Annotated in this window: 22 protein-coding genes; 11 read left to right on the top strand and 11 right to left on the bottom strand. The window is 73.6% G+C overall.

The window, feature by feature from the left end; genetic code table 11:
- Positions 1-2: 2 nt before the first annotated feature.
- The 5 genes from TNCT1_RS11160 to zapE form a co-directional block, all read right to left on the bottom strand.
- Positions 3-1,526 (bottom strand): FAD-dependent oxidoreductase, encoded by a 1,524-nt coding sequence (locus TNCT1_RS11160; protein WP_143630710.1) that lies wholly within the window; start codon positions 1,524-1,526, stop codon positions 3-5.
- Positions 1,527-1,554: 28 nt separating this feature from the next.
- Positions 1,555-2,388: a slipin family protein gene (locus TNCT1_RS11155; RefSeq protein ID WP_143630709.1), complete on the bottom strand. Its 834-nt coding sequence runs from the start codon at positions 2,386-2,388 to the stop codon at positions 1,555-1,557.
- Positions 2,389-2,538: 150 nt separating this feature from the next.
- The gene (locus tag TNCT1_RS11150) at positions 2,539-4,056 is read right to left on the bottom strand and encodes a SulP family inorganic anion transporter (protein ID WP_143630708.1); all 1,518 of its coding nucleotides are present in this window, start codon (positions 4,054-4,056) and stop codon (positions 2,539-2,541) included.
- Positions 4,057-4,064: 8 nt separating this feature from the next.
- Positions 4,065-4,643: a carbonic anhydrase gene (locus TNCT1_RS11145; RefSeq protein ID WP_143630707.1), complete on the bottom strand. Its 579-nt coding sequence runs from the start codon at positions 4,641-4,643 to the stop codon at positions 4,065-4,067.
- Positions 4,644-5,325: 682 nt separating this feature from the next.
- The gene (zapE, locus tag TNCT1_RS11135) at positions 5,326-6,429 is read right to left on the bottom strand and encodes a cell division protein ZapE (RefSeq protein ID WP_143630705.1); all 1,104 of its coding nucleotides are present in this window, start codon (positions 6,427-6,429) and stop codon (positions 5,326-5,328) included.
- A gap of 37 nt (positions 6,430-6,466) precedes the next feature.
- Between zapE and TNCT1_RS11130 the strand changes: the two genes are divergently transcribed.
- From TNCT1_RS11130 to TNCT1_RS11105, 7 genes are all read left to right on the top strand, one after another.
- Positions 6,467-7,240, top strand: coding sequence for a pyrimidine reductase family protein (locus TNCT1_RS11130; protein ID WP_143630704.1), 774 nt, complete (start codon positions 6,467-6,469; stop codon positions 7,238-7,240).
- 297 nt (positions 7,241-7,537) lie between these two features.
- Entirely contained in the window at positions 7,538-8,008 is a 471-nt protein-coding gene (locus TNCT1_RS11125; RefSeq protein ID WP_174266234.1) for an indole-3-glycerol phosphate synthase, read from the top strand.
- A gap of 102 nt (positions 8,009-8,110) precedes the next feature.
- The gene (murC, locus tag TNCT1_RS11120; RefSeq protein ID WP_143630703.1) at positions 8,111-9,502 is read left to right on the top strand and encodes a UDP-N-acetylmuramate--L-alanine ligase; all 1,392 of its coding nucleotides are present in this window, start codon (positions 8,111-8,113) and stop codon (positions 9,500-9,502) included.
- Between the two features lie 14 nt (positions 9,503-9,516).
- Complete coding sequence (gene msrB / locus TNCT1_RS11115; RefSeq protein WP_143630702.1) at positions 9,517-9,924, top strand: peptide-methionine (R)-S-oxide reductase MsrB; 408 nt, start codon at positions 9,517-9,519, stop codon at positions 9,922-9,924.
- A gap of 142 nt (positions 9,925-10,066) precedes the next feature.
- On the top strand, positions 10,067-10,720 hold the full coding sequence (locus TNCT1_RS11110) for an SLATT domain-containing protein (RefSeq protein WP_160160391.1): 654 nt from the start codon (positions 10,067-10,069) through the stop codon (positions 10,718-10,720).
- A 261-nt stretch (positions 10,721-10,981) separates the two neighbouring features.
- Positions 10,982-11,116, top strand: a complete 135-nt coding sequence (locus TNCT1_RS36650; protein WP_268894164.1) for a hypothetical protein — start codon at positions 10,982-10,984, stop codon at positions 11,114-11,116.
- Between the two features lie 137 nt (positions 11,117-11,253).
- Positions 11,254-13,131 (top strand): HEXXH motif domain-containing protein, encoded by a 1,878-nt coding sequence (locus tag TNCT1_RS11105; protein WP_160160390.1) that lies wholly within the window; start codon positions 11,254-11,256, stop codon positions 13,129-13,131.
- A 240-nt stretch (positions 13,132-13,371) separates the two neighbouring features.
- Here TNCT1_RS11105 and fxsT read toward each other — a convergent pair whose 3' ends face one another.
- The 4 genes from fxsT to TNCT1_RS11085 form a co-directional block, all read right to left on the bottom strand.
- The gene (gene fxsT, locus TNCT1_RS11100) at positions 13,372-17,748 is read right to left on the bottom strand and encodes an FxSxx-COOH system tetratricopeptide repeat protein (protein ID WP_235902521.1); all 4,377 of its coding nucleotides are present in this window, start codon (positions 17,746-17,748) and stop codon (positions 13,372-13,374) included.
- Positions 17,745-18,899 carry a MoxR family ATPase gene (locus TNCT1_RS11095; RefSeq protein ID WP_143630699.1) on the bottom strand — a complete coding sequence of 385 codons (1,155 nt, stop codon included), beginning with the start codon at positions 18,897-18,899 and terminating at the stop codon, positions 17,745-17,747. Before TNCT1_RS11095 ends, fxsT begins: the two co-directional genes overlap by 4 nt.
- On the bottom strand, positions 18,896-20,386 hold the full coding sequence (locus TNCT1_RS11090) for a hypothetical protein (RefSeq protein ID WP_235902519.1): 1,491 nt from the start codon (positions 20,384-20,386) through the stop codon (positions 18,896-18,898). The genes TNCT1_RS11095 and TNCT1_RS11090 overlap by 4 nt, the downstream gene beginning before the upstream one ends.
- 104 nt (positions 20,387-20,490) lie before the next feature.
- On the bottom strand, positions 20,491-21,549 hold the full coding sequence (locus TNCT1_RS11085) for a phosphorylase (RefSeq protein ID WP_160160389.1): 1,059 nt from the start codon (positions 21,547-21,549) through the stop codon (positions 20,491-20,493).
- A gap of 166 nt (positions 21,550-21,715) precedes the next feature.
- Between TNCT1_RS11085 and TNCT1_RS11080 the strand changes: the two genes are divergently transcribed.
- From TNCT1_RS11080 to TNCT1_RS11065, 4 genes are all read left to right on the top strand, one after another.
- Positions 21,716-22,840 carry an ABC transporter ATP-binding protein gene (locus TNCT1_RS11080; protein ID WP_174266247.1) on the top strand — a complete coding sequence of 375 codons (1,125 nt, stop codon included), beginning with the start codon at positions 21,716-21,718 and terminating at the stop codon, positions 22,838-22,840.
- On the top strand, positions 22,837-23,490 hold the full coding sequence (locus TNCT1_RS11075; protein ID WP_143630696.1) for an ABC transporter permease: 654 nt from the start codon (positions 22,837-22,839) through the stop codon (positions 23,488-23,490). Before TNCT1_RS11080 ends, TNCT1_RS11075 begins: the two co-directional genes overlap by 4 nt.
- Positions 23,487-24,155 (top strand): ABC transporter permease, encoded by a 669-nt coding sequence (locus tag TNCT1_RS11070; RefSeq protein ID WP_143630695.1) that lies wholly within the window; start codon positions 23,487-23,489, stop codon positions 24,153-24,155. Before TNCT1_RS11075 ends, TNCT1_RS11070 begins: the two co-directional genes overlap by 4 nt.
- Positions 24,156-24,259: 104 nt before the next feature.
- Entirely contained in the window at positions 24,260-25,219 is a 960-nt protein-coding gene (locus TNCT1_RS11065; RefSeq protein ID WP_143630694.1) for an ABC transporter substrate-binding protein, read from the top strand.
- Positions 25,220-25,243: 24 nt separating this feature from the next.
- Here the strand turns inward: TNCT1_RS11065 and TNCT1_RS11060 are convergent, their stop codons facing one another.
- On the bottom strand, positions 25,244-25,678 hold the full coding sequence (locus TNCT1_RS11060; RefSeq protein WP_174266233.1) for a DUF6114 domain-containing protein: 435 nt from the start codon (positions 25,676-25,678) through the stop codon (positions 25,244-25,246).
- Complete coding sequence (locus TNCT1_RS11055; protein ID WP_143630692.1) at positions 25,675-26,355, bottom strand: DUF6230 family protein; 681 nt, start codon at positions 26,353-26,355, stop codon at positions 25,675-25,677. Before TNCT1_RS11055 ends, TNCT1_RS11060 begins: the two co-directional genes overlap by 4 nt.
- Positions 26,356-26,777: the final 422 nt, after the last annotated feature.

Here is a 26,777-nt window from a genome sequence, read left to right as displayed (position 1 = left end):
CCTCACAGGTCCCGGTGCTCCAGCGGCCGCACCGCCGGACCCTCGATCACCTGGCCGTCGACGTCGAAGCGGGAGCCGTGGCAGGGGCACTCCCAGGCCTGCTCGGCCCCGTTGAACGCGACCAGGCAGCCGAGGTGGGTGCAGCGGGCGGAGAGCGCGCGCAGGGTGCCCTCGGCGTCGCGGTGCACGGCCAGGTGCCTGCCGCCGGACCGGATCACCGCGCCCTCACCGGGCGCCAGGTCCTCCGGGGAGCCCGGCGCGCGCAGCCGGTCGCCGACGAAGTGCCGGGCCACCTCGGCCTGCGTCTTCAGCAGCGCCGGCGCCTCGCGCAGCACCGACTTCACCCGGCGCGGGTCGTACAGCTCGCTCCAGGGGCGGTCCTCGCCGGTGATCAGCGCCGTCAGCAGCAGCCCGGCCATGATGCCGCCGCTCAGCCCCCAGCCGCCGAAGCCGGTGGCGACGTAGGTGTGGCGGGCGCCCGGGTGGAAGGGGCCGACCATCGGCACGGTGTCGGTGGAGTCGATGTCCTGGGTGGCCCAGGCGTACTCCAGTGCCACCCCCGGGAAGTGCTTCTCGGCCCACGCGGCGAGCCGGCCGAAGCCCGCCTCCGGGTCGCCGGTGCCGGGGGTGAAGTGCTCGCCGGTGACGACGAGCAGCCGCCGCCCGTCCGCCCCGTGCGGCGCGGTGCGCACCGAGCGGGTGTTCTCCTCGGGCGTGATGTACATGCCCCCGGGGTCGGGCCCGTCGCCCAGCGGCCCGGCGACGACCAGTTCCCGGCGGGGGGAGAGCCGGGAGAAGAGCAGCGCGCGGTCGAAGACCGGATAGTGCGTGGCGATCACCACGTCCCGCGCGGTCACCGTGTGGCCCGCCGCGGTGGTCAGCCGGCACGGCTCGCCGCCCTCGGCCAGGCCGACGACCCGGGTGTTCTCGTAGACCCGCCCGCCGCGCCCGAGCAGGTCGGCCGTGAGGGCCCGCAGGTACTTCAGCGGATGGAACTGCGCCTGCCCCGCCACCCGCACCGCGCCCGCCACCGGGAACGGCAGCCCGGTCCCGGTGGTGAACGAGGCGTCAAGCCCCGCCTCGCGGGCGGCCTCCGCCTCGGCCCGCACCTCCGCCACCCGCTCCTCGTCCCGGACGAAGGTGTACGCGTCCCGGGCCTCCCACTCGCAGTCGATGCCGAGCCCGGTGACCAGCGCGGCGGCGTGCTCGATCGCCTCCGACTGGGAGCGGGCGTACAGCCGCGCCCCCTCGGGTCCGCGGGTGCGCCGCAGCCGGTCGTAGACCAGCGTGTGCTGCGCGGTCAGCTTCGCGGTGGTGTGACCGGTGACCCCGGCCGCCACCCGGCCGGCCTCCAGCACCGCCACCCGCAGTCCGGCCCGGGCCAGTTCGTGGGCGGTGCTCAGCCCGGCCATGCCCGCGCCGACCACGGCCACGTCGACCTCGGTGTCCTCCGTCAGGGCGGGGTACGACGGCCCGGGGGCGGTCCGCAGCCAGTACGACTCGGTGACCTGTCCGATCTCGCGCATGGGCGCCGGGTACCCCGCCCGGCACGCCTCACGTCTCCTCCGGCAGTCGGGGGACCTGGCGCTGTCCGGCGTCGCCGTTGGGGGTGGGCAACTGCTGCCCGAGCTGCTGGCCCCTCTCCAGGAAGTGCAGCAGTTCCACCGGGATGGGCAGCACCAGGGTCGAGTTCTTCTCGGCCGCCACCGCCATCACCGTCTGCAGCAGCCGGAGCTGGAGCGCGGTCGGGGTGTCGGACATCTGCTGCGCGGCCTCGGCCAGCTTCTTCGACGCCTGCAGTTCGGCGTCCGCGTTGATGATCCGGGCCCGGCGCTCCCGGTCGGCCTCGGCCTGGCGGGCCATCGACCGCTTCATCGTGTCCGGCAGGGACACGTCCTTGATCTCCACCCGGTCGACCTGGACGCCCCAGCCGACGGCCGGGCTGTCGATCATCAGCTCCAGGCCCTGGTTGAGCTTCTCCCGGTTGGAGAGCAGGTCGTCCAGGTCGCTCTTGCCGATGATCGAACGCAGCGAGGTCTGCGCCATCTGGGACACCGCGAACTTGTAGTCCTCGACCTTCACCAGCGCGCTCACCGGGTCGACCACGCGGAAGTACACGACGGCGTCCACCCGCACGGTGACGTTGTCCCGGGTGATGCCCTCCTGGCCGGGCACCGGCATCGTCACGATCTGCATGTTGACCTTGTGCAGCCGGTCCACGAACGGGATCACCAGCGTCAGGCCCGGATCGCGTACGTCGCCCAGCACCCGCCCGAGCCGGAAGAGCACGCCCCGCTCGTACTGCTTGACCACGCGCGCGGCCATCGCGAAGACGACGAGGCCGACGCACGCTGCGGCCACGATCGCCCCCACCAGCTCCTGGAACATGATGACCTCCTCACCCAGAGGTCTGCCGTTTGTCCGCTGCTGCAACCATATGCCCGTGTTCGGGCAGAAGCCACGGCCCGGAGGGACCGGGTGCGGGCCGGGGCGCCGAGGGGCGTCGGCGCCACGGCCCGGGGCCGGTGGCCGCGGCCCTCAGGCCGCCGGCGCCCCGGCACGCTCACCCGGCGCGGCCCGCGCGGCCGGGGCCGTGACCCGGACCGGTTCGGTGCCCGCCGAACTGTGCCGTTCGGCCCAGTTCTCCAGGGCCTTGCGGCAGGCGTGGTCCAGGTGGGTGAGGCCGGACAGGTCCAGCCGGACCGGGCGGTCCTGGGGCAGCGACTCCAGGCTGTCGAGGATCTTCGGCAGCCGCAGGAAGGTCGCGTTGCCCGACAGGTACGCCTCGACCGGGCCCGCGCCCTTGTCGACGACCTCCAGCCTGAGGTGCGAGGCCTCCCAGGCGGTCTTCACCACCGCCAGCGCGAGTCCGACGAGGACGCCCTCGAACATGCTGACCGCCACGATCGACACCGCGGTGACGCCCAGGATCAGCGCCTCCCCCCGGTGCTCGCGCCACAGCGCGGCCAGGGCCCTGACCGGCACCAGCTTGGCGCCGGCGTGGATCAGGACGCCGGCCAGGGCCGGGACCGGGATGAGGGCGAGCACGTCCGGCAGCAGGGCGGCGAACAGCAGCAGCCACACCCCGTGCATCACCCGGGAGGCTCTGGTGCGGGCGCCCGCCTGGACGTTGGCCGCGCTGCGCACGATCACCGCGGTCATGGGCAGCGCGCCGAGCAGCCCGCACACCGTGTTGCCCGCGCCCTGCGCGATCAGCTCCTTGTCGTACGCGGTGCGCGGCCCGTCGTGCAGCCGGTCCACGGCCGCCGCGCTGAACAGCGACTCGGCGGACGCGATCAGCGCGAACGCGACGATCGTGCCGAGCAGCGCGGGACTCGCCAGACCGGCGAAGGCGCTCAGCGGCGGCGGCTGGAGGGAGCCCAGCAGCCCCTGCACCTCGACGGTCGCCACCGGCAGGCTCAACCCGGCCGCGGCCGCCGTGGCCAGGCCCACCGCGGCGAGCGGACCGGGCACCGTGCGCATCCCGGCCGGCGCGAGCCGCCACAGCACCAGGACCGCGACGGTGCCCGCGCACAGGGCGAGCGAGGCGAGCGCCGGCCCGTCGCCGAGGGCCCGCACGAAGGCCCGGGGGAGCCCCGCCACCTTGCCCAGGCCCGAGTCGGGGGCCTTGGCGGCCAGGGCCGGGTAGAGCTGGCCGGCTATCAGCACCAGTCCGATCCCGGCCAGCATGCCCTCGACCACGGAGACCGAGATGGCCCGGAAGTACCGGCCGAGCCCGAGCGTGCCCATGAGCACCTGGAGCAGACCGGTGGCGAGCACGATCACGCCGAGCACCGGCAGCCCGAACTCCTTGACCGCCTCGAAGACGAGCACGGTCAGCCCGGCGGCCGGCCCCGACACCTGCAGGCTGCTGCCGCGCATCAGCCCGGTGACGAGGCCGCCCACGATGCCGGTGACGAGCCCGAGCTCGGCCGGCGCCCCGGAGGCGACGGCCACGCCCACGCACAGCGGCAGCGCGACCAGGAAGACGACCAGGGAGGCGGCGAAGTCCCGCCGCAGATGGGGGAAGCGGGACATGAGCCGGGCGTTCGTCATCGGCGCGCTCACAGGGCTTCGAAGGTGTCGGTCTCAGGGCGGTGCGTCCGAACGGCGCCGGTGTGCACCTCGTAGTACCAGGCGTGCAGGGCGATCCGGCCCGCCGCCAGCCGCCGCTCGACGCACGGGTACGAGCGCAGCCGCAGCAACTGGGTCAGGACGTGGCTCTGGACGCCCTCGGCGACCTCCGGGTCCTCGGCCGCGCCGGCCGGGCGGGCGGCGGCGTGCGCCAGCCAGTCGCGCACGGCGGGCACGGCGGTCAGATCGTCGCCGCGCACCAGCGCGCCGACGGCGCCGCAGTGCGAGTGGCCGCAGACGACGACGTCGCGGACGCCGAGCACCTCCACGGCGTACTCGATGGTGGCGGCCTCGCCGGTGGGCCGCTGCGGGGCGTAGGGCGGGACGATGTTGCCCGCGGTGCGCAGCTCGAAGAGCTCGCCGGGGCGGGCGCCCGTGATCAGGGCCGGGACGACCCGGGAGTCGGAGCAGGTGATGAACAGGACGTCCGGGGACTGGCCCGCGGCGAGCCCGGTGAACTCCTCAGGGCGCTGTCCGAACGTACGGGCGTTGTCGATGAGGGGCTGCATGTGTGTGGTCTCCTCCTGGCGCGCCGCACCGGCGCGTCGGGTTTGCACGACGGTCGTGGGGGGACGAGCCGGCTCTCAGCGGCGGAAGACCTGGAGCGCTGCCGGGGAGTGGGCTCTCGATGATCTCGTGGTGCTCAGGTGCGGGTCGCCGGCCGGGGCCGGCGGCCGCGGGGCGGCCGTGCGCCGGGACATGAGCGGGTGCTCCCGCGCACATCCGGCGGCGGGCGCGCGGTGCCGGTCCCGGGTGCGCGGGGCGCCGGTGGAACCCTTCGCGGCGCCCGGCTCACGGCACGGGTCCGCCTGCTCGGCGGGCGGCTGCGCGGAGGAAGAGATTCCGGCCCAGGCCTTGGCCTCTGCCTCACCATGGGTGTGCGCGGCTGCGAAGATTCCGGCGGCGGCGAGGAGCTGCAGGGCGAGCAGGACGGCGGCGAGCAGGGGGAGCGCGGGCCTGGCCGTCCTGCCTCGGAACATGCGCCCCCTCCCCGGAATCCACACCTCTTGCGCACACCAAGTGTTGGTCAACGAATGGTCAAGAAGTACGTTAGCCCCGCGGAGCCCTTTGCAGGGTTAACAAGCGGTCAAGTGCGTGAGAGAGCGTGAAAAGTGCGGGTCTGATGGCGTGAACCGGCCCCTGACCCACCGGCGTTCGAGCGGACGTTCGGCCCCGCCCCGGGGCGGCGGGCTACCGGTCGACGAGGCCCTTGGCGTCCCGGGCCAGCGCGGTGAGCCGGGATATCGCCCGGAAGTACTTCTTGCGGTAGCCGCCGTTCAGCATCTCCTCGCTGAACAGCCGGTCGAACGGCAGCCCCGAGGCCAGCACCGGGACCTCGCGGTCGTACAGCCGGTCCGCCAGCACCACCAGCCGCAGCGCCGTCGACTGGTCCGGCACCGGGCGCACGTCGGTGAGGCACACCGCTTCCAGCCCGTCCGTCAGCGCGCCGTACCGGCTCGGGTGCACCTTCGCCAGGTGCTCCAGCAGGTGCGGGAAGTCGTCCAGCGAGGCGCCCGGGGTGGCGTAGGCGGCCTTCGTCACCTGCTCGTCGGTGAACGGCGCCGGAGCCTCGGGCAGGCCCCGGTGGCGGTAGTCCTCGCCGTCGATCCGCAGCGCGCGGAAGTGGGCGGACAGGCCCTGGATCTCGCGCAGGAAGTCGGCGGCCGCGAACCGGCCCTCGCCGAGCTTGCCGGGCAGCGTGTTGGAGGTGGCGGCGAGCGCCACGCCCGCCTCGACCAGCCTGCCGAGCAGGGTGGAGACCAGCACCGTGTCGCCCGGGTCGTCCAGCTCGAACTCGTCGATGCACAGCAGGCGGTGGTTGCTGAGCGTCTGCACCGTCTGCTGGAAGCCGAGGGCGCCGACCAGGTTGGTCAGCTCCACGAAGGTGCCGAACGCCTTGAGAGCGGGCTCGGCAGGGGTGGCGTGCCACAGGGAGGCGAGCAGGTGGGTCTTGCCGACGCCGTAGCCGCCGTCCAGGTAGACCCCGCGCGGGCCGGCCGGGGTCTTGGGCGCCTTCGCCCGGCCGAGACCGAAGAAGCCCCGCCTGCCGGCGCCCGTGGCGTGTGCGCCGCCGAGCCCGGCCGCGAAGCCCTCCAGCACCCGTACCGCCTCGGTCTGGCTGGGCTGGTTCGGGTCCGGGATGTAGGTGGCGAAGCGCACCGAGTCGAAGCGCGGCGGCGGCACCATCTCGGCGACCAGCCGGTCCGCGGGGACGTGCGGCTCGCGGGCGGCGAGGGAGAGCGGGCCCGCGTCGGTCAGGGGGCTGGAGCCATGGGCTGCGGTGGAGGACGACACGGTTACCCATGCTAAACGCCGTGTCACACTGCACGGCATGCGACGCCTGTTCCCTGTGACCGACGAAACAGCAGCCCAGGCCCGGGAGTGGAGCCTCGCCGAGCTGGCCGCCGCCTACGCCTACCCGCGGCCCCCCGCCGGCGCCCCGCGGCCGTGGCTGCGCGCCAACATGGTCTCCACCCTCGACGGCGCCGCCCAGCACGAGGGGCACTCCCAGCCCATCTCCAGCGCGGCCGACATGCGTGTCTTCGGCACCCTGCGGGCGCTCGCGGACGTGGTCGTGGTCGGCGCGGAAACGGTACGGCAGGAGGGGTACCGGCCCGCACGCGCGCGTGCCGAGTTCGCGGCGGCCCGGCAGGCCGCGGGCCAGAGCCCGGCCCCGGCGGTCGCCGTCGTCACCGCCGGTCTGGAGCTGGACTTCTCCCTGCCGCTGTTCGCCTCGCCGCTGGTGCCGACCCTGATCCTGACCGGCGCCGCCGCGGCCCCGGACCGGGTCGCCGCCGCCGAGAAGGCCGGCGCCCAGGTGGTCGTCGCCGGTGAGGGCATGGGCGTCGACCCCGCCCGCGCGGTCAGCGCCCTCGCCGGTCTCGGGCACACCCGGCTGCTCACCGAGGGCGGCCCGAGGCTGCTCGGCCAGTTCGTGGCCGCGGACGTCCTGGACGAGCTGTGCCTGACCGTCTCGCCGATGCTCACCGCCGGGGACGCGCAGCGCATCGCCGGGGGGCCGTCCGTCGCCGTCCCGCGCCGCTTCTCGCTGCTGTCCCTGCTGGAGGAGGACGGATTCCTGTTCAGCCGGTACGGCCGGCCCTGAGACGGAGACGGCCGGTCCCTGGGTGGGCACGGCCGGCCCTGAGACGGTCCTGAGACGGGGACGGCCGGTCCTGGGACGGGTATGGCCGGTTCCGAGACGGGCCGGCCGGTCCCGGGACGGCTGCGGCGAGGTCCCGGAACGGCGGAATGCTCCGTTCTGTTCCGTCGCGCCGAGGGCAGACTGGAGCTGCCGGTGTGATCCACCGGACAGCCCCTCCGTGCGGTCTACCCGTGCGATCACGGGGCAGGATGGTTTCCGCAGGGCCCCACAGGGCCCACGGGAGGAGAGAGGCGCCGGGTGTTCACTAGCGTGCTGATGATCGAGAAGGCCTTGTCGTCCGTCGACGTGGAGTTCGTCACCACCCTGCACGGGGACGAGCCGGTCTCGTTCCACGTGCTGCTCCAGCCGCGCGGTGACCAGGACCGCCTGCTGCGGGCCATCGACGACATCGCGCTCGGCGAACTGGACGACGCCGTGCGCGAGGGCAGGACGCCGGAGGGCGAGGCGGCGAAGGAGCCCGCGGAGAAGGCGCTGGCCGTCTCCCTGCGCGCGCTGCGCGCCGCCGGCAGCCAGGCGCAGGGCCGGCTCGTCGAGGACCATCCGCTGGACGCGCTCAAGTCCCTCGTCGGCGAGGTGGGCGCGGACGAGGTGATCGTGCTGACCGCTCCGCACTACGTGGAGGAGTTCTTCCACCGGGACTGGGCCTCCCGGGCCCGGCACAAGGTGGGCGTGCCCGTGCTGAAGCTCTTCGCGCACGGCGAGGACTGACCCGGCGGGGGCCGGGGTCCGGCGCCCGCCTGCGCGGGGGGCCGGGCGCGAGCGCATAGGCTAGGCACGCTCAGCCCGTACCGGATCTTGGGAGAAACGCGCATGGCACCCGGACTTCCTGCCGCCATGGACCGACCGCACTTCATCGGCATCGGCGGCGCCGGGATGTCGGGGATCGCCAAGATCCTCGCCCAGCGCGGCGCCGAGGTGGCCGGCAGCGACGCCAAGGACTCGGCGACCGCCGAGGCGCTGCGGGCGCTCGGCGCGACTGTCCACATCGGGCACGCCGCCGGACACCTCGCCGACGACGCGAGCTGCGTCGTGGTGTCGTCCGCGATCCGCGAGGACAACCCCGAGCTGGCGCGCGCCGCCGAGCTGGGCATCCCGGTGGTGCACCGCTCCGACGCGCTCGCCGCGCTGATGGAGGGGCTGCGGCCGATCGCCGTGGCCGGCACCCACGGCAAGACCACCACCACGTCCATGCTGGCCGTCTCCCTCGGCGAACTGGGCCTGCGGCCGTCGTACGCCATCGGCGGCGACCTGGACGCCCCCGGCTCCAACGCGCTGCACGGCGAGGGCGACATCTTCGTCGCCGAGGCCGACGAGTCGGACCGCAGCTTCCACAAGTACGCGCCCGAGGTCGCCATCGTCCTCAACGTCGAGCTGGACCACCACGCCAACTACGCCTCGATGGACGAGATCTACGAGTCCTTCGAGACCTTCGCCGGCCGCATCGTGCCCGGCGGCACGCTGGTGATCTCCGCCGACCACGAGGGCGCCCGCGAACTCACCCGGCGGCTGTCCGGCAAGGTGAAGTGCGTGACCTACGGCGAGGCCGAGGACGCGGACGTGCGGGTGCTCTCCGTCGTCCCGCAGGGGCTGCGCAGCCGGGTGACCGCGGTGCTCGACGGACAGGAGCTGACCTTCACCGTCTCCGTCCCGGGACGGCACTACGCCCTCAACGCCGTCGCCGCGCTCACCGCGGGCGCCGCGCTCGGCGTGCCCGCCGACGGCCTCGCGTCCGCGCTCGCCGCGTACACCGGAGTCAAGCGGCGCCTGCAGCTCAAGGGCGAGGCGGCCGGGGTGCAGGTGATCGACTCCTACGCGCACCACCCCACCGAGATGACCGCCGACCTGGAGGCCATGCGCGCCGCCGCCGGCGACGCGCGCATCCTGGTCGTCTTCCAGCCGCACCTGTTCTCCCGCACCCAGGAGCTGGGCAAGGAGATGGGCCAGTCGCTGGCGCTCGCCGACGCCTCGGTCGTGCTGGACATCTACCCGGCCCGTGAGGACCCGATCCCCGGGGTGACCAGCGAGCTGATCATCGAGGCCGCGCGCGCGGCCGGCGCCGACGTCACCGCCGTCCACGACAAGGCGGAGATCCCGGCGGTGATCGCGGGAATGGCGAAGCCCGGTGATCTCGTTCTCACCATGGGCGCGGGCGACGTGACAGACCTGGGCCCGAAGATCCTGGACCGCCTGTCGCAGCAGTGAAGGGGCTGAGACTCATGTCGTACAGCGTCGAGAAGCCGGACGAGCAGTGGCGGGCGGAGCTGACCCCGGCCGAGTACGCCGTGCTGCGCCAGTCCGCCACCGAGCCGGCCTTCACCGGTGAGTACACGGACACCAAGACCGAGGGCGTCTACTCCTGCCGTGCCTGCGGCGCCGAACTGTTCACCTCGGACACCAAGTTCGCCTCGCACTGCGGCTGGCCGTCCTTCTACGACCCCAAGGACACCGACGCCGTCGAGCTGATCGAGGACCGCTCGCACGGCATGGTCCGCACCGAGGTGCGCTGCGCCCGCTGCGGTTCCCACCTCGGCCATGTCTTCGAGGGCGAGGGCTACCCGACCCCGACCGACCAGCGGTACTGCATCAACAGCGTCTCGCTGCGGCTGGCGCCCGCCGAGGGCTGACGCCACGGCCCGGCGCGCCCCCGGCCGCCGGGCCGGGCACGTGCCGGGCGGGCACCGCCCCGGCCGCCCGCGGTGACGCGGAACCGGCCGGGTGCGGCCGTTTCCGCTACCCTGCTCGCGATACCCGCCTGGGGAGGGTGAGTTGACGCGGAGCACAGCGGCTGTCCGGCCGGCCGGCGGACGGGCGGGCAAGAGGGATCTGCGGGGCGGGGTCTTCCCGGCGCTCACCACGGGCACGCCGCGCGAGCGGCTGGAGTCCGTCGAGGCGCTGCGAGCCTGGGCCGAGCAGGAGGCCGGGGACGCCATCGAGTGGTACCTGGAGGACAAGCGCCTCAAACGGCTCGGCTCCCGGGCCGTCCGCGCGCTGATGATCGTCCTCGCCACGGCCGGCACGGTGATCCCGCTGGCCGGCGCGGCCACCGGGGCGGACATCCAGAGCTGGGGCTACGTCTTCCTGGCCGCCGCCGCGGGCTGCAAGGGCTTCGACCACTTCTTCGGCCTGTCCACGGCCTGGATGCGGGACATCACGGCGGCGCAGGCGCTGCGCGGCGAGCTGAACGAGTTCCGGCTGGCCTGGTCGGCCGAGCTGCTGCGGGACGTGACCGGGGTGCCGGAGCAGGCCCTGATCGAGCGCCGGATGCGGCTGATCGGCGACCTGGCCGGCAGGATGCGCGCCCACCTGGAGTCCGAGACCGCCGACTGGACGGCCGAGTTCAGCGCCGGGCTCCAGCAGTTCCAGGACCAGGCCGCCGCCGCCCTGCCCGCGCCGCGCGAAGCGGGCGCCGCCGAACGCTGACCGCCGCACCCTCCCGGGAGCGGACGCCACGGCGAGGACGCGAGCCGTCCCCGGCCCGCCCGGCCGGCGAACCACCGTACGGAATGCGGGCGTCGGGCCGGCCCGGGCACCTTCCGGGCGTGGCCGTATGTCGTGGTCCCGGCGTGCGGCCATCTTTCGCAACCCGTTCGATTGGGTAACCATGACAGGGGACGGGTGTGCTGTCGTCAAAAAGGGGGACGAGCCGTGGATCTGTCGGCAGCCGATGTCGAGACCGAGTTGGTGGATCTCTCGGAGGTGCCGTTGGCGGCAGTCGGCTCCCTGGCGTCCGCGGGTCTGACCATGGAGGCCCGGCGCCTGCTCGCGCTCGTCGACAACCCGCCCACGCTGGGGAGTTCGTCGAGCGCCAACTGCTAGCGCGGGTCCTGGACGGTGTGTCGCCGGACGGCCGCGCGGCGAGGCGTCGTGCCGGGCGCCGTGAGCCGGTGAACCCTTTCGGGTCACAGCACCGGGCGGCGACACTCGTCCTGAGCCGGTCCATGGTGAGGAGAACCATGACGGACGCGGGCACCACCCTCTCCGGCGGGAGGAACGGAGCCGGATCCGGCTCGCGCCCGGCCGCCGGACCACGGCACCGGCTGCGGGGCGGGCACTTCCTGCAGCTCGCTCAGGGCGGCGGCGGCCGGGACGCCGTCGCCGCCCTCCGCTCCGCGCAGCGCAGCCGACGGCTGGTGCTGCTGCGCGCGCTGGTGGAGAGCGCGGACCGCCGCGTCCCGTGGCACCCGTCGCTGCCCGCGGCCCAGGAGGCCTGGGAGCTGCTGGCCGCCGCCGAGAGCGCCGACCGTGAGGCCGTGGAATCCGTCCTGCTCCACCCCAGCGTGGGCGGCTGGCTGGCCCGCACCCTGCGCGAGCTGCGCGCCGAGGGCGAGCCCGGGCCGGCGCCCTCGGTGCTGCGGGACGCCGCCCGGGTGCATGCCCTGGCCGCGGCGGCGGCCCTCCGGGCCCGCGTGCCGTTCCGCACCGCCGTCCCGCTCACGGAGCGCGGCGTGCTGCTCCCCGCACTGGGGTACGTGACGCTTCCCGGGCGCCCCGCGGACCCCGTCGCCGAGGTGTTCCGCGACCACCGCGGCTCCGGCGTGCGGTGTTCCTCGGGAACCGTCCCCTTACCCGCCGACCTCACCCGGGACGCCCCCGGCTGGTGGGCGCTGCGGCGGCTGGGGTCACCCGGCGCCGAGCCGGCCGGCGCACCGCTGCTGGACGATCTCGACCCCTGGCGGCACTTCCTGCGCAGACTGCCGGTCGAGCGGCTGGACGAGGACGAGGCGCGGGACTGGCGACGGCTCTACGCGGAGGCCTGGCCGCTGGTGGCCGAGCAGCGCCGGATCGATCCCGAAGGCCTGGCGGACTGCCTGCTGGCCATCACCCCGCTGCCCGACCGCAGCCCGGCGGAGGTCTTCAGCGGCAGTGACCCCGAGGCCTTCGGGGGTCTGCTGCTGACCCGACCCGCCCGGCCCGTCGACCTGGCCGTCGCCCTGGTCCACGAGGCACAGCACAGCAAGCTCAGCGCGCTGATGGACCTGGTCACGCTGGTGCGCGGCGGACGGGAGGAGACGCACTACGCGCCCTGGCGCGCGGATCCCAGACCGCTGCGCGGGATGCTGCACGGCGTCTACGCCTTCCTCGGTGTGGCCGCCTTCTGGTTCGCGTTGCGGGAACGGCCCGGCCTCACGGACGCCGAGCGCGCGACCGCGGACTTCGAGGGCGCGCTGCGCAGGGGGCAGGTGGAGGAGGGCCTGGGCACGCTGTGGGCACGGGCGGAACTGACCGAAGCCGGTGAGCGGTTCCTGCGCGCCGTGGAGGGCTCGCTCGCCGCCGTGCTGAAGGAGACGGTGCCGGCGGCGGCGGCGCGGGCCGCCGAGGAGGCCCGCGACGACCACCGGATGGTCTTCCGCCTCTCCCAGTTGCGCTGCGACGACGCGCAGGCCGAGGCCTGGGCCGACGCCGTCGCCGAGGGCGCACCGGCACCGGCCGCGTTCCCCGGTGCGACCCTGCGGGCGGGACCGCTCACCCCGGACGTCCGCACCCGGCTGGTACGGATCCGCGTCGGCGACCGCGAGCGCTTCGACCGCCTGCGCGCGGATCCGGGCAGCGTCGGCGCCTCCCCGGCGGACTACGCGTGGGCCGCGGGGGACCGCGGCGCGGCACAGCACGGGTACCGCCGGCTGATCGCCGAGAATCCGGCCGACCCCGCCGCCTGGGCCGGACTGGCGCTCAGCCTGCCCGAGGGCCGGGCCCGCGGCCTCCTCCTGCACCGGCCGGAACTGGTGGCCGCCGTGCACCGACTGCTGCTGCGGCGCGGCCGCCCACTGCCGCCGCAGACACTCTCCGCGCTGATCGCCGAGGCGGCCGGCTCCGGCGGAACACCCGCCTGAACGGCGACACGGGCGCCGAGCGGGCGGAACGTCCGGCTGAACCGGCTGAGCGTCCGGCTGAGGAAGTGGCCGCCGAACCGGGGGTACGCCTGGCCGAGCCGCTCGACCTGGCGGAATGTCCGGCTGAACGGCGACACGGGCGCCGAACCGGCGGAACGTCCGGCCGGGCAGGCGGACGGTCGCCGTTCCGAGCCCGGGGCGACGCCGGCGGGCCGCCCGGTGCGGCGGGCGGCCCCGCGGTCAGCGGTGCACCTCCACGTCGCAGTCCGCGCGCATGCCGCGGGCGCATCCCACGGTGGCCGGGTGGCTGTTGCCCAGGACGGAGCGGTAGCGCTCCAGCGTGTCCGCGTGCAGGCGCTGGGCCTCCTCGACGCGGCCCAGGGCCCGCAGGTCGAGCGACAGGTTCATCGAGCACGCGAGCGTGGCCGGGTGGTCGTCCCCCAGCCGCGTCCGGCACAGCGGCAGCGTGCGCTCGTCGAGCGCGAGCGCCTCGGCGTAGTCGGCGAGCGTGTAGTGGTCGCTCGCCAGATTGATCGCGATGCCCAGCGAACCCGGATGCTCCGCCCCCAGAGCGGCACAGTGCGCCTCGTAGGTCTCCTTGTCCGCGGCGAGCGCCTCGTCCACCTCGCCGATCAGCCGCCGCGTCACCGCCAGGTCGGCGGCGGCGGCGAGCGTGTAAGGGTGCCCCGGTCCCAGAAGGTCCCGCAGCGTGTTCAGGCACTGCTCACCCACGGCACGGGCCTGCTCCAGGTCCGCGTTCTGCCGCAGGTCCATCGAGAGGTTGAGCACGGTCGCGGCCACGTTCAGGTTGCGCTCGCCGAACTTGCTCCGGTACTGCCGCAGGGTCTCCTCGTTCAGTTCCAGCGCGCCGGCGTGGTCCCCGGCCTTGCGGCGGGCCACGGCGAGGGTGCGGGCGGCGATCAGACTCACCGGGGCGGCACGGTCCTTGATGACGTTGCGGACCCGGTGGAGGGTCTCCTCCTGCATCTCCCGGCTGCGCAGGTAGTCACCGGACTCCCGCACGTCGATGGACAGGTTGCTGTTGATCAGCAGGGTCAGCAGGGCGTCGTACCCGAGCGACCTGAGGGCGGCGTCCCGGGCCTGGGAGTCGATGTCCCGGGCCTGCGCGTACTTCCCGACCAGCCGCAGTGCCAGGGCGTAGTCGTTGGCGGCGGCCAGCAGCGTGGGGTCGCCGTCCTCGAACACGCGGACGGCGCGGCGCCAGCGGTCCTCCTCCAGCTCCACCGAGGCGCCGAAGTCGCCGCGGATCTGCATGCTCTGGGACACCGAGCCGATGGCGGCGAGCGTGTCCGGGTGATCGTCCCCGACGCTGCCGCGCAGCAGCCGCAGACTCCTGTCGTTGAGGTCCGAGGCCTCCGCGAAGTGGCCGAGGGTGCGAAGGGTGTGTCCGAGCGTCCCGGCCACGTTGAGGGTCTGCAGGTCGGTCTCGCCGCGGCGGGCGTTCCAGGCCTCGACCACCTCACGGCCGTACTCCGCGCAGGTCAGGTTGTCGCCCGAGCGGTGCAGGTAGCGGATGATGTTGACCACCATGTCCCGCACCCAGCCGTCGTCGCACTCCAGGGCGCGCGAGAAGCGGGCGTGGACGAGCAGTTCCGCGTAGCGGGGCCAGTTGGCGGGGGCCACGTCCACCGGGTCGTAGTTGGCGAGCAGGATGTGTGCCGCGTGGCGCATGTCGGCCTGCTCCTGGAGGGACATGCGGCCCACGAGGACGGCGCGCACCAGGCGGTGCATCTGGACGGTGCCGTCGCGGTGGTTGATCCTGATCAGGGAGTACCGGTTGATCTCCCGGATCGCCTCGCCGAGTTTGACCGGGTTGCGCAGCACCTGGGTGAGCTCGGCGGGCAGTTCGACCCCGCGGACGCCGGCGAAGATGCGGCGGGGGATCGGCTCGGGCGCGAAGAAGGAGCAGACCTGCAGCAGCTGATGGGCCCCGGGATGCCGCTCCGCCAGCCGGCCGAGGGACATGTTCCAGGCAGCCGCGACCGGCTCCGGATAGTCCACCGGCACACCGGCGGCGAGGAGTTCACTGCGCTGGGAGTCCAGCTCCGCGCGCTCGTCCTCGAAGATGTGCAGGTACTCGTCCGCGGGCATGCCGGTCTCCGACAGCCAGGCGGCGGCCTGCTCCAGGGCGAGGGGGAGGTTGCCGAGGGCCTGGGCGATCCGCGCCGCCTGCTCCCGCTGCAGCTCGGGGCCGCGCCGCGCGAGCAGCTCGATGCTCTCCTCGGTGGTGAACACGTCGATGTCGACCGTCCGCGCGATGCGGCCCCACTGTGCGTTGCGTGAGGTCACGAGGATCTTGCCGGCGTTCTGCGCGGGGAAGAACCGCCGTACCACGTCGGGGTCCTCGGCGTTGTCGAAGACCAGCATCCAGCGGCGGTAGGGGCGGCCGGAACCGAGCGCGGAGAGCACCGTCGCGATGGTGATCTCCTGCTCGCCGCCCGTCTCCAGGCCGAGCGCCGCGCCGAGCTGGGTGAGCGACTGGCGGATCTGCTCCGGGCGCTCGGCGGAGATCCACCAGATGACGTCGTACTCCAGCGCGTGCTGGTGCACGTACTCGATGGCGATCTGTGTCTTCCCCACGCCGCCGAGGCCGTGCAGCGCCTCGGGCAGCACCGCGGTCGCGCCCTCCGTGGTCAGTCTCTGGTGGAGCGCGGCGAGTTCTCTCGACCGCCCGGTGAAGCTCGGGTTCCGGGGCTGGACGTTCCACACGGCCGGGTCTCCGGCCCGACGCTCCTCCGTCGGCGGAGAGCTCCGGACGAGGGGGACTGACACTGGTGCTCCTCTTATCGAATCATCTGACGCATCGGGCATGTCACGTATGCCGGTCGATGGCGCATCCGCCGTGCGATCGCCCGCCGCCCCGACCTGAGGTCGATCCATGCCCGAATTGCGGCTGTTCGTCACGTCTATCACCTCGGACTGGTCGGTCTGAGCCGGGAATGCGGAAGCGGACTGGTCCAAACGGCGTCCGAGCACGCGCGCCGATTCCAGGTAGGGGCCACTCAGCGCCCGGGCCACCTTCACCTGGACGTGCGCGTAGGGGATGAGCCGTTCGGGTAACGGGAGGTCGCCGGGGGAGGACCTGGGGTCGTCCAGCAGGGCGCCGAGGTCCCGCAGCGGCTGCCACCTGCGGCCCAGCCGCTCCAGGGTGCTGCGCAGGAGATAGCGGGTCTCGTCCCGCGACTCGGCAGCGGAGAGCATCAACTCCCGCACACCGTCATGGAATTCGTAGGCCACGTCCAGCTCGTCGAGCGGGTCGGCGCCGACCCTGCGCAGCAGGCCGCCCAGCATGACCTCGGCCAGTTCGCCGGGGCCCGTCCGTGCCCCGCCGGTGCGCAGCACGTGCTCCATGGTCGGGATGTTGAGCGGGACGGCGGCCAGGCGCGCGGCCAGCTCCCAGGCGGCCGGGCTCGCGTCGGCCCGGAACCGGGACACCCGCTCCACCGGGTCCCGGGGCGGCTCCCCGGCCGCGGCCGGGTCCGGATCGCGGCCCGCGCCGGGCGAGGTCACCCACACGTCGTGCGCGCCGGGCGCCAGCCCCGTGGCCAGCCGGGCCCAGCGGCCGAGCCACGCCGGGGCCAGTTCCAGCACCGGGACGACCGCCGTGCCCGTGCCGCCGCGCACCTGCCAGGCGCTGTTGGGCGCGCCGGGCCCCGGGACACGGACCCGGGCCAGGCGCGCGGGCAGGCCGGTGCGGTGCCACACGGCCTCGCCCAGCACGTTCACGACGGCCACCGAGGAGTGCCGGGTCCACTCGGCGAGCAGCCGGGCCGCCCGCCCGCCGCGCCAGCCGGGCCCGACGCCGTCGGTCACCAGGAACACCACCTGGCGTCCCCGGTCGGGCAGCCGCACGGTCAGCGGCGAACGCCCGACGCGCCAGGACGGCTCCGACTCCTCCATCCGGTCCCCGTCGAGGGTGTGCACCCGGATGTCGCGGAACGCGCCGGTGTGCCGCAGGACCTGCTCGAACTCGCCCACGGTGCGCCGCCAGACGGCCATCGACGAGCTGACGTCGGCGACCAGTACGGCGTCCATCCACCGCTCCCGCAGCGGCCGGAACTGCGGTACCCAGCGCAGGCTGAGGGCCGTGGACTCCGCGGTCGCCTCCTCGTCCAGCTCGGTCTGCGTGGCCGACGAGGTGGCCCGCTTGAAGGGGCGTAACGCCCGGGTCAGCTCACGGGCCCGGATCGGGGGCCAGGCCGCCCTGTGCGCCGACGCGTGCGGGCCGCCGCCGGACGGGACGCCGCCCGGCGCCGGTCCGGCCGGGGCGCCGAGCAGCGCGCCGGCCCGCGCGGCGCCGTCCGGGCTCGGAGCGTACGCCGACGGGTCGCCCCCCTCCTCCCGGGCGGCGCCCGGCTCGGGCGGCGCGGGGGAGGGCGGAGCGCCGTGCTCCTCCTCCGCTCCCCGGGCGTCGGCCGGCGGGTCGGCCGCCTCGGGCTCCGGCCGGGCCGGCGGCGGGCCGGCCGAGCCGCGCTCGCCGGTGCCCTCGCCCGCCCCGACGGCCAGCAGGATCAGCGCGTCGGCGATCTCGGACCACGAGGCGCCGAACGGCCCCGGCTCCACGGGGGCCGGTTCGGCGCCGCCGCCTCGCGTCACGGCTCTCTCACGCCGTCGAGCCGGTGCCAGACGGCTCGCAGCAGTGCCTCCCAGTCGGCGCCACGGGAGTAGGCGCCGGAGGTCGCCAGCCAGATGGAGTTGAGCAGCTGGTCGGTGGCCAGGCCGTTCTCCTGCGCGCTGCGCTCGGCGAACAGGCGGATGAGCTCCGCGACCCGGGGATCGTCGTCCCGTGACCCGAGGTGCGCGGTCACGATGTCGGCCAGCCGGTCCCGCTCGGGTTCCCTGACGTGCAGGTGCAGACAGCGGCGCAGGAAGGCGGGCGGGAACTCGCGTTCGTCGTTGCTGGTGATGACGACGAGCGGGAACTCCCGGCACCGGACCCGGCCGTCCCGGACCGCGACCGTGCGGTCGGGGTCGTCGGACCGCACCTGGACCACCGGCCGGTGGCCGCGCAGCCGGGCCAGCTCGGGGATGGTGAACTCGCCCGCCTCGAAGACGTCGAGGAGGTCGTTGGGCAGATCCATGTCGCTCTTGTCGAACTCGTCGACGAGCAGTACCCGGGGGAGCGCGTGCGGCAGCAACGCCGTTCCCAGCGGGCCGAGTTCGAGGAAGGCGCCGATGTCGGACGACGGCGCGTCAGCGGCGCCGGACGGTCCGCCGGCCGGCGCCGCGGCCCGGGAGTCCGACGTGGCCGCCGCGTGGATCCGGCCCACGGCGTCGTACCGGTAGAGCCCGGAGGAGAGGGTGGTCCGGGAGGTGACCGGCCAGCGCAGCACCCGCCCAAGACCCAGCTCCCGGCTGATGCGGTAGGCCAGCGACGACTTGCCCGTGCCGGGACGCCCGGTGACCAGCAGCGGGCGGCGCAGGATCAGCGCGGCGTTCACCAGGTCGACCTCGGTCGGGTCGGCCACCATGCCCTCGCGGGTCGCCCCGAGCCTGCGCCGCAGCTCGGCCTCGTCCTGCGGCGGCGCGGGCGGTTCCAGCGGCGCCCCCACGCCACCGTCCCCGTGCCCGTCCGCGGACGCGGCGGAGCCCGTGAACGTCCGCCAGGGCGGGGCCGGGGGCAGTACGTCGGCCAGCTCTATGTCGCGCAGCGGCAGGCCGGTGCCCCGGTAGATCCACCAGGGCCGCGGAAGGCGCGCCGAACCGGCCCCCGTGCCGTTCCCCTCGAATTGGGCAGCGCCGGTCATCGACCGTCCACCCCCTGGTCCGGTCCCGTCAACGGCTGAGGGTTCTCGACCGGCCTCGTCGGGTCGTCCCACAGGAGTACCAGATGGCGCCCCGGATGATCGTCGCGGCCGGTCAAGGAACCCCCGTGGGCTTCGGTTCGCAATTCTGTCACGGCCTCGCGGAGCCCTGAAAGGTCGCGGAGCAAGGCGTTGTCGTACTGCACAACGTCCGGCGGTGCGCTCAGGTCACGTGTGTCCCGCGAATCCCACAGGAGGGCGGGCACCCCGCACCGCAGGGCGACGAGTGCTTCCCGCGCCCCCTCGCCCGCGCCCTCCGGCGGCCGGGACAGCACGAGGCAGCCGACCGACCTGTCCCCCTTCAGCCGGGCGTCGAGCCCGGAGACGTCCCCGCACCGCGGGTCCTCGGGCCGGCGTCCGCCCACCACGAGCGGCCGGGCCAGTTCGGGAGTGTCCCGGACCGCCGCCCAGCGCTGCCGCCAGGGGCGGGCCCAGCGGGGTGTCCTGCTGCGCTGCAGGCTGCGCACGACGACGCAGTACCCGACGCTCAGGTAGGACACCGGATCGCTGTCCAGCTCGGTGCGGAAGCGGTGCACCGGCAGTGTCAGGTCGTCCGTGCCCAGCAGGAACTCCACATGGATGCGGTCGGCGTCCCGGGCCCAGTCCTCGTCGGCCTCGAAGACCAGCCGCTCGACCTCGCGTTCCGCCTCGGCCAGCGTCACCTCCACGCTCCCCTCCTGCCGTGGACGCCAGGAGTCCGGGGCGTCCGGGTCGTAGTGGCGCCACGAGGTGAGGAGGTAGCGCCCCGGTTCCTCCCTGCGCAGCAGCCGCACCACCAGGTAGGCGTGGCCCGGCTCCGGGCTGGAGGCGTACGCCGCCTGCTGCCGCAGGCTGCGCAGTTCGGTGAGCAGGGACAGGGCCTGCGCCTGCGTGTCGTTCCAGGCCCGCAGCGCGAAGCTCCGGTCGTGCGGGGCCTCGGCGGCCACGAACTCCACGAAGGCCAGGGTGGGGGGCAGCCCGTCCGGGCGGGCGTTGAGCCGGCTCAGCCCCTCGAAGGCGCTCCAGGCGTCGGGATAGGGGGGCACCGCCCGCAGGTCGGCCACGGCCCTGCGGCACAGCGCGGGCAGGTTGGGCGGCGCGAACCCGAGGAGCAGCGGCCGCAGCGAGAGCACCTCGTCGACCGGGAGGGCGGGGTCGGCGAGCAGGCCGTCGGTCAGCGCACGGATCTCGTCGACGTCCTCGTCGAAGGCGGTGAGCGCCTCCAGCAGCGCGCGCATCGTCCTCGGGTTGTCCAGGCACACCGAGGCCAGTTCCAGCAGGAAGTAGTGCGCCACGTCGTACTCCCGGACCGGCGGAGGGGTGCCGAGCTCCTTGGCCATGAGCCGCAGGCACAGCGCCCTGGAGCCGCGCTCCTGTAAGCTCGCACACCTGCCCAAGGCTTCCGCAAACTCCCGTACGAGTCCGAGACCGCCGCCCCCGTAGGCAGTCATCTCTCATCCCTTCGTGGCCGTGCACTCTTCCACAGCCCTCGACCCGGGCCAAGCGATTCGGGTGAACGCCCGGCAACTGTTCATCTTCCCGACTCACTTGCCGATTACATGAGTTGATGGTCAGTCAGGTACTGCCGCACCTCCTCGACCGCCGGGGTCCCGGGCCACAGCGCGTCCAGTGCCTCCATCAGCGGCTCCCACCCCCGCGCCGACTCGCAGGTCCGCAGCAGCGACAGCGCTTCCAGACGGACGCTGTGCTGGCGGCTGGTGAGGACGCCGATGCCGGGCAGGGCGTCCAGGAGCTGCTGCCAGGCGGCGGGCGCGCCGATGCCCGGCACCTCCAGCAACAGGGTCGCCAGCTCGCCCAGTTGGCGCGTGGACAGGGCAGGCGTCCGGGGTGCCCGCGCCGGGGCGTCGAGGGAGGCCAGCAGTTCGAAGGCGAACGCGGCCGCGTGGCGCGCGGCGACCGGCTGCCAGTGGCGGTCGTGGGCCGCGTCCTTGTCGCCCAGCAGGTCGGACACGCCCCGGACGACGAGGGCCTGGACCCCGGGGTTGGCCCGGGCGGCCGTGAGCAGGCCGAGTCCTTCCGTCTCCACGGCCAGCGCGTCGCCCGCCACCTCGCCGAGCAGCCTGCCGGACGCCGACTCGGTGTGCGCCACCACCTTCGAACCGGCGGCCAGTGCGCCGACGTACGCGGCCGGGGGTTCCCCGGGCGGCGGCGCGATCCGCCGCTGCCAGCGCCGGTCGGCCGCGACCAGCCGGGCCCGCTGCACCAGGGCGAAACTCGACGGCCAGGACTTGATCCGGGGCCGGAAGGCCTCCCGTTCGTCCCGGCCGCCCTCGTAGCCGTAGACGGTGTCCGCCACGACCACGTCCCCGAGCCGCGCGTCCTTGCGTCCGCCCGCGACCCCCACGAGGAGCAGCACCGGGGGACGCAGCCGGGCCACCGCGCGTTCGGCCAGCACCGCCGCCAGCTCGTTGCCGGGACCCGCCAGCTGCACCCCTACGGTGAGCCGGCCGTGCCGTCCGGCGAAGTGGCCGATCTCGTGGACGGCGCCGTCGGCCGTGCGCCTGTCGCGGCCGGGCCCGAGATGGCCGACCACGGCCCGGTACTCGCACTCGATCGCCGTCAGCACGAACGCGTCGACCTTCTCCGCCCGCACAGACCCCCCTCCCCATGCCCGGATCCCCCATGGTGGGGTATCCGGGCGGCCAGGGGGAACCGTCCGGGAGGCGGGCGCTCGTCCGCCGAGGTGGCGGGACGTCCGACGTCTAGACTTTCCCGGCAACGGCCGAGGCTCCGCCAGAAACCGAAGGGTGCGCAACGTCTTGATACGGATCGACGCAGTCACCAAGCGATATCCGGACGGCACGGTGGCCGTCGACCGGCTGTCCCTCGACGTCCCGGACCGCGCGATCACCGTCCTGGTCGGCCCATCGGGCTGCGGCAAGACCACGACGCTGCGGATGATCAACCGGATGGTCGAGCCCACCGAGGGCAGCATCCTCCTCGACGGCGAGGACATCCGGCGCCAGCCGGTCAACACCCTGCGCCGCTCGATGGGGTACGTCATCCAGAACGCCGGTCTCTTCCAGCACCGCACCATCGTCGACAACATCGCCACCGTGCCCCGCCTGCTCGGCTGGAACAAGCGGAAGGCCCGGGACCGGGCGGCGGAACTGATGGAGCGGGTCGGGCTCGACACCGCGCTCGCCAAGCGGTACCCCTACCAGCTCTCCGGCGGCCAGCAGCAGCGGGTCGGCGTGGCCCGCGCCCTCGCCGCCGATCCGCCGGTGCTGCTGATGGACGAGCCCTTCTCCGCCGTCGACCCGGTCGTGCGCAAGGGGCTGCAGGACGAACTGCTGCGCATCCAGAACGAACTGGGCAAGACCATCGTCTTCGTCACCCATGACATCGACGAGGCGATCAAGCTGGGCACGACGGTCGCCGTACTGCGCACCGGCGGCAGGCTCGCCCAGTTCGCCCCGCCCGCCGAGCTGCTCACCGCCCCCGCCGACCCGTTCGTGGAGGACTTCCTCGGCGCCGACCGGGGCATCCGCCGGCTGTCCTTCTTCTCCTCCGCCGGACTCGAGCTGCAGACCGGGCCCGTCGTCCCGCTCGACGCGGACGCCGGGCGGCTGGCCTCCGGCGGCGCCGCCCCCTACCTCCTCGTGACGGACTCCGACGGCAGACCGCTCGGCTGGGGCGCGCCGGAGGAGCTCACCGCCGGGCGGATCGACCGGGACCGGCTGCTGCCCTACGGGAGGCCGTTCGTGCCCGGCACCGACTCGCTGCGCACCGCGCTCGACGGTGCCGTCCTGTCGCCGTCCGGCTGGGCCGTGGCGGTGGACGGCGACGGCCGCGCCGTCGGCGTCGTGTCCCAGCAGGTCATCGGCGAGGCGATTCGCTCCGCCCACACCGAGGACCGCCAGGACGCGAAGGCCGCGCGATGAACGGCTTCTTCGACATCCCGAGCGACCTCCAGTACAGCTGGTTCGGCCTGATCGGGCTGCACCTGCGCGAGGCGCTGCTGCCGGTGCTGGCCGGGCTGCTCGTGGCGCTGCCCGTGGCCCAGCTCTGCGTGCGGTTCCGCTGGCTGTACGCGCCCGTGTTCGGTGTGACCACCGTGCTCTACGCCGTCCCGTCGCTGGCGTTCTTCGTGCTCCTCATCGACTACACCGGCATGACCGAGACCACGGTGATGATCCCGCTGGCCGTGTACAGCCTGGTGGTGCTGGTGCCCGCGATCGTGGACGGCGTCCGCTCGGTGCCGCCGGAGACGCTCGCCGCCGCCACCGCCATGGGGCTGGGACCCGTACGGCGTTATCTCCAGGTGCAGTTGCCCATCGCCGTGCCGGCCATCTTCGCGGGCCTTCGGGTCGCGGCCGTGTCGAGCATCTCCCTGGTGAGCATCGGCATGCTGATCGGCAACCAGGGCGCCCTCGGCAACCTGCTCAACGACGCGCAGATCTACCACCGGCCCCCACTGGCCGTGAACTCCGTGCTGACCACCGCGGTGCTGGGCATCCTCGTCGACGCGGCGCTGGTCCTGGTCCGTAACCTGCTGACCCCCTGGATGCCGCGGAAGGGCGCCGCCCGGTGAACGTACTCGACTTCGCCCACGCCTTCTTCGGCGACGCCGCCCACTGGCACGGCCAGGACGGCATCCCCACCCGGGTCGGCGAGCACATCCTGTACTGCCTGGAGGCCGTCGGGATCGCCGCCGCGATCGGGCTGCCGGTCGGCCTGGTCACAGGCCATCACGGGCGGGGCGGCAACGCCCTCGCCTCCATCGCCACCGCGGCCCGGGCGCTGCCCACCTTCGGCCTGCTGGTGCTGATGTTCACCTGGTTCGGGTTCGGTCTGCTGCCGGTCATGATCCCGCTGGTGGCGCTCGCCGTCCCGCCGATCCTCGTCACCTCCTACGAGGCGGTGCGCTCCGTCGACCCGCCCCCGGTGGACGCAGCGCGGGGCATGGGGATGGCCGAGACGCGCATCCTGTTCCAGGTGGAACTCCCGGTGGCGCTGCCGCTGATCCTCAGCGGCCTGCGGACGGCGGCTATCCAGGTCGTCTCCACGGCCACCATCGCCGCCTACGTCAGCTTCGGCGGCCTGGGCCGGTACATCATCGACGGCCTCGCGCAGAGGGACTACGAGAAGGTGGTCGGCGGCGCCACCCTGGTCGTCGGGATGGCGCTGGCGACCCTGGGGGTGTTCTGGGCCGTGTCCCGGATCGCGGTCTCGCCGGGGGTGCGCAGGAGCGGCTGAGCCGACGGCCCGTCACCTTGCGCCGCCGGCCGGTCGCGGATCGAAGCCAATCGGTGACCCGGGATCGCTTGACTGGGTCGGAACCGGCTGGATTGGATCGGTGGGTGACTTCCACCAACCGCATCAGCAGGTCCATCCGGAGGAACCGAGGCGCGGCCGTTGTCGCCCTCGCGGCGGCGACGGCGCTGCTGGCGGGATGCAACTCCTCCGGCGGCAAGGCCGACAATCCCCTGACGGACAGCAACGCGAGCGGCGACAGCGTCGTCGTCGGATCCAACAACTTCGCCGAGAGCATCCTGCTCGCGGACATCTACGGCGAGGCACTCAAGGCCAAGGGCATCAAGGTCACTTACAAGCCGAACATCGGCAGCCGGGAGACCACCTACGGTCTGCTCAAGAACGGCTCCGTCACCGTGCTGCCCGAGTACAACGGCGCGCTGCTCGCCTACCTGGACCAGAAGGCCGCCCCGAAGACGCTGGCGGAGACCACGTCGGCCATCGAGGCCAAGCTGCACTCGAAGCTGACGCTGCTGAAGCCCTCGCCCGCCGAGGACAAGGACTCGATCACGGTCAACGCGGCCACCGCCAAGAAGTACGGGCTCGACGGGAAGTCCTCGATCGCCGACCTGAAGGACGTGGCGAAGGACCTGGCCATCGGCGCCGCGCCGGAGTTCCAGACCCGTCAGCAGGGGCTGGTGGGCCTGAAGTCCGTGTACGGGCTCGAGTTCAAGTCCTTCAAGGCGCTGGACGCCGGAGGCCCGCTCACCCAGGCGGCGCTGACGAAGAACGCCGTGCAGGTCGCGGACATCTTCACCACGGACCCGGCCATCGCCAAGGAGAAGTTCGTCGTCCTGCAGGACCCGAAGAACCTCTTCGGCTTCCAGAACGTCCAGCCGCTCGTCCGCAAGGGCGCGCTGTCGCAGAAGGGCGCCGACGCGCTGAACGCCGTCTCCGCCAAGCTGGACACGGCGACGCTGCTGGATCTGGACACCCAGGTGCAGTCGCAGAAGAAGGACCCGCTGGACGTGGCCAAGGCCTGGCTGGACTCGGCGGGCCTGAGCTGACCCCCGGACGCCGGGGCCCCGCCGCTAGACGGGTTCCCCGGACGTCCGCACCGGTTCGCCGGTTTCCTGGGCCGTCGCCGCCCGTGCCTGCGCACGGCGCCGGCGGCGGCTCACCCTGGGCGGCTGGTCGGGCAGCCAGCCGAAGGTGAGGCAACTGCCGACGGCGCCGAGGAGCAGGCCGACGAGGAAGCCGCCGAGGTTCGAGGTGAGCCAGCTCCCCAGGGACAGCAGGATCCCGGTCAGGGAGTAGAACAGGCGCTGGCCCGGGCTGAAGAGGATCAGCAGCCCGCAGATGATCATCAGCACCGGCAGCAGATAACCCGCGAGGCCCTGCATGCCGATGTGCAGGATCACCGGCAGCGGCGCCTTCATGGTCACCAGGATCTCGGCGCCGCCCAGCACCAGCAGCAGGCCGCCCGCGAACGGCCGGCGCCCCCTCCACTGCCGGAACCGGTTCACCGGGGGCAGCCGTCGCCGTCGAACCGCATGTGCAGGTTCGGCAGCTTGAACACGGCGGCGGTGGCCGCGTAGTTGTGCTGGTAGAGGTCGGTGATGACGACCTTGTCGGCCTGCTGGCCGTAGACGCCCTTGGGGCCCTGGACGTCCGCCTTGTCGAAGGTGCTGGCGTCCCGGCCGATCTCGATGCCGTTGAACGTGGCGTTGCCCTTGATGTCGTCGGAGTCGATGGCCAGGTTGGTCACGCCGACCGGCTTGGCGCCGCCGCCGGCCGTGAGGACGAGCTGGATGCCGCCGAGGTCGACGCTCTGGCAGAGGTTGGTCAGGGTGCCGTTCTTCACCACCGAGGTGACGACCAGCTCCTGGCCGCCGGTGTCCCCCTGGTTCGGGCTGTCCTCGATCATGTTGTCCAGCGCGCCGAACTGCTCGAACCCGGTGCCCTCCAGCTTGTCCGCGGTGACCACGAACGGCATGCCGGAGATGGCGAACTGCACGCCCAGCGCGCCCTGCGCGGTCAGCACCGCGAGGCCGGCGGCGACCAGGGTGGCCGGCACCGCCATCATCGCGGCCCGGCGTGCCCGGACCCGGCCCCGCCCGGAGGCGCCGGGCACTTCGGGGGAACCGCTTGCGTCGTGCTCGGGGGTGTTGCCGGCGGACGAGAAGTCCGGTGACGAGGCCATGTCTGCTCCCATGGGCGTGGATCGATTGCGGATCGGGCTCCAGTGGTGCGGTGTCCTGGCGCGGACCGGGCTGTCGCGCGCACGCCTCCTCGCACTCCCGGCGGATGCAAGGGCTCTCTCGTTACGCGTCAGTAGCCTTCTCGGAAGTTACCGCCGGTTACTTTGAAGGGTCAAGGGAGTTGTGAAAATAGGGTGTCGGCGCTGCGATCGTACGGCAACTGTCGTTCTCACCCTTGACGTTGACGGTTCATCAGGTCTAAAACTCTGCCTGGTTTCCCCTGGATCCGTGGCGCCGGATCCGCCGAGCGGCGTCGGCCGCGTTCCCGGCCCTTCTGATGCACCGCTCCGCCCGGCACCGCGCCGGGCACGGTACGCACCACCGCTCTTCGCGCCCTGCCCCGTCCTGTCCCGCCGCGTCCGGG

The sequence above is a fragment of the Streptomyces sp. 1-11 genome (genome assembly GCF_007176755.1).
GTDB lineage: Bacteria > Actinomycetota > Actinomycetes > Streptomycetales > Streptomycetaceae > Streptomyces.
The sequence above is the reverse complement of the archived record's forward strand: the minus strand, read 5'-3'. Positions and strand labels throughout refer to the sequence as shown.

Excerpts from the sequence above, each read along its gene's own strand:
- TNCT1_RS11155 (WP_143630709.1), bottom strand. The coding sequence starts at position 2,388 with ATGTTCCAGGAGCTGGTGGGGGCGATCGTGGCCGCAGCGTGCGTCGGC.
- TNCT1_RS11095 (WP_143630699.1), bottom strand. The coding sequence starts at position 18,899 with ATGACCGGCGCTGCCCAATTCGAGGGGAACGGCACGGGGGCCGGTTCG.
- TNCT1_RS11150 (WP_143630708.1), bottom strand. The coding sequence starts at position 4,056 with ATGACGAACGCCCGGCTCATGTCCCGCTTCCCCCATCTGCGGCGGGAC.
- murC (WP_143630703.1), top strand. The coding sequence starts at position 8,111 with ATGGCACCCGGACTTCCTGCCGCCATGGACCGACCGCACTTCATCGGC.
- msrB (WP_143630702.1), top strand. The coding sequence starts at position 9,517 with ATGTCGTACAGCGTCGAGAAGCCGGACGAGCAGTGGCGGGCGGAGCTG.
- TNCT1_RS11160 (WP_143630710.1), bottom strand. The coding sequence starts at position 1,526 with ATGCGCGAGATCGGACAGGTCACCGAGTCGTACTGGCTGCGGACCGCC.
- TNCT1_RS11075 (WP_143630696.1), top strand. The coding sequence starts at position 22,837 with ATGAACGGCTTCTTCGACATCCCGAGCGACCTCCAGTACAGCTGGTTC.
- TNCT1_RS11105 (WP_160160390.1), top strand. The coding sequence starts at position 11,254 with ATGACGGACGCGGGCACCACCCTCTCCGGCGGGAGGAACGGAGCCGGA.
- TNCT1_RS11145 (WP_143630707.1), bottom strand. The coding sequence starts at position 4,643 with ATGCAGCCCCTCATCGACAACGCCCGTACGTTCGGACAGCGCCCTGAG.
- TNCT1_RS11130 (WP_143630704.1), top strand. The coding sequence starts at position 6,467 with ATGCGACGCCTGTTCCCTGTGACCGACGAAACAGCAGCCCAGGCCCGG.
- TNCT1_RS11055 (WP_143630692.1), bottom strand. The coding sequence starts at position 26,355 with ATGGCCTCGTCACCGGACTTCTCGTCCGCCGGCAACACCCCCGAGCAC.
- TNCT1_RS11090 (WP_235902519.1), bottom strand. The coding sequence starts at position 20,386 with ATGACTGCCTACGGGGGCGGCGGTCTCGGACTCGTACGGGAGTTTGCG.